This is a genomic window from Romboutsia sp. 13368 (genome assembly GCF_018336475.1).
Lineage (GTDB): Bacteria > Bacillota > Clostridia > Peptostreptococcales > Peptostreptococcaceae > Romboutsia.
This window is the reverse complement of sequence record NZ_CP048741.1, coordinates 499,905-502,011: the sequence shown is the minus strand read 5'-3', so window position 1 is coordinate 502,011 and position 2,107 is coordinate 499,905. Positions and strand designations below refer to the sequence as shown.

Sequence of the window (2,107 nt, the reverse complement as noted above, 5' to 3'; positions counted from 1 at the left end):
ATACTTGCTRGTGTATTTTATAAAAAAGACCTAAGTTTTCAACTTAGGTCTTTTTTATATCTATTCATCTAATTTTAATACTGACATAAATGCCTTTTGTGGAACTTCAACAGATCCTATTTGTCTCATACGTTTCTTACCTTCTTTTTGCTTTTCAAGAAGTTTCTTCTTACGAGATATATCTCCTCCGTAACACTTAGCAAGAACGTCTTTTCTAAGTGCACTTATAGTTTCTCTTGCTATTACCTTATTACCAACAGCTGCTTGTATAGGCACTGCAAATTGATGTCTAGGAATTTCATTTTTAAGTTTTTCACACATAGCCTTACCTCTTGAGTAAGCACGAGATTCGTGAACTATAAAGCTAAGTGCATCTACTTGTTCTTTGTTTATTAATATATCAAGTTTAACAAGAGTTGAAGGAACATATCCTTTAACTTCGTAATCTAAAGATCCATAACCTCTAGTTCTTGACTTTAATGCATCAAAGAAATCATATACAACCTCGTTTAAAGGTAGATCATAATGAAGCATGACTCTCTTTTCATCTATATACTCCATATTTATCATTGTTCCACGTCTTTCTTGACATAGTTCCATAACAGTACCTACATAATCTTTAGGAACAATTATATCTCCTTTAACTATTGGTTCTTCTATCATTTTTATTTCACTTGGTTCTGGTAAGTTAGTTGGATTTTGTATCATAACAACTTCACCATCATTTTTAGTTACTCTGTATATAACAGATGGCGCTGTAGTAACTAAGTTAAGATCATATTCTCTCTCTAATCTTTCTTGTATTATTTCCATGTGAAGTAAACCTAAGAATCCACATCTAAATCCAAATCCTAATGCAGCTGAAGTTTCAGCTTCAAATTCAAGTGCTGCATCATTTATTTGCATTTTTTCAAGTGCGTCTCTTACATTTTCGTACTTTTCTCCTTCACCAGGATATATACCACAGTAAACCATTGGAGTTGCTTTTTTATATCCTGCCATTGGCTCATCAGTTGGATTATCTGCATCTGTTATTGTATCCCCAACTTGACAACTTCTTATATCTTTTATACTTGCTGCTATGTATCCAACATCTCCTGCCGATAATTCATCAAGTTCTCTTTGTCCTGGAGCCATTACACCAACTTCTGTTACTTCAAACTTTTTGTTAGTGTTCATCATCTTTATAGTCATACCTTTTTTTACGCTACCTTCGAATACTCTAACGTAAGCTACAACTCCTTTATATGCATCATAATAAGAGTCAAATATTAATGCTTTTAATGGTGCTTCTTTATCTCCTGTTGGAGCAGGTACCTTCTCTACTATAGCTTCTAATACATCTTCTATATTTAATCCACTTTTAGCTGATATAAGTGGAGCATCACTTGCATCAAGACCTATTATATCCTCTATCTCTGCTTTTATTTCATCTGGTCTTGCACTTGGAAGATCTATCTTATTTATTACAGGTAAAATTTCTAAATCTTGATCTAATGCTAAGTAAACATTAGCTAAAGTTTGAGCTTCAACACCTTGAGCTGCATCTACTACTAATAGAGCTCCCTCACAAGCCGCTAAACTTCTTGATACTTCATAGTTAAAGTCTACGTGTCCTGGAGTATCTATAAGATTTAAGAAATACTCATTTCCATCCTTAGCTTTATATACTAATCTTATATTTTGAAGCTTTATAGTGATTCCTCTTTCTCTTTCAAGATCCATGTTATCTAATAACTGATCTTTCATTTCTCTTTCACTAACAAGTCCAGTTTTTTGTATTAATCTATCCGCTAAGGTAGACTTTCCGTGATCTATATGTGCTATTATACTAAAGTTTCTAGTTCTACTTTGTTTATTGTCCACCTTTATTCCTCNNTTATTATTACCATAACTTTTATTTTATAATATATCACCTTTTATGTAAATAACCGTTATTCATAAAACTTAAAACTTATTTTAATATAATCTTTATATGTTTTATACAGTATTTATTTAATTTTGAGTAATGTATATTTAATTATAGAAAAATAAGACTTATTATCTAAGTCTTATTTTTTACTATCATTATAAATTTTAATTATTTTTTCTTTAACTTCATATAATT

The 2,107-nt window shown here is 30.8% G+C and carries 1 protein-coding gene; it reads right to left on the bottom strand.

The window, feature by feature from the left end; translation table 11 throughout:
- Nucleotides 1-60 precede the first annotated feature (60 nt).
- Entirely contained in the window at nucleotides 61-1,866 is a 1,806-nt protein-coding gene (lepA, locus tag G3997_RS02115; RefSeq protein WP_296647341.1) for a translation elongation factor 4, read from the bottom strand.
- Nucleotides 1,867-2,107 lie beyond the last annotated feature (241 nt).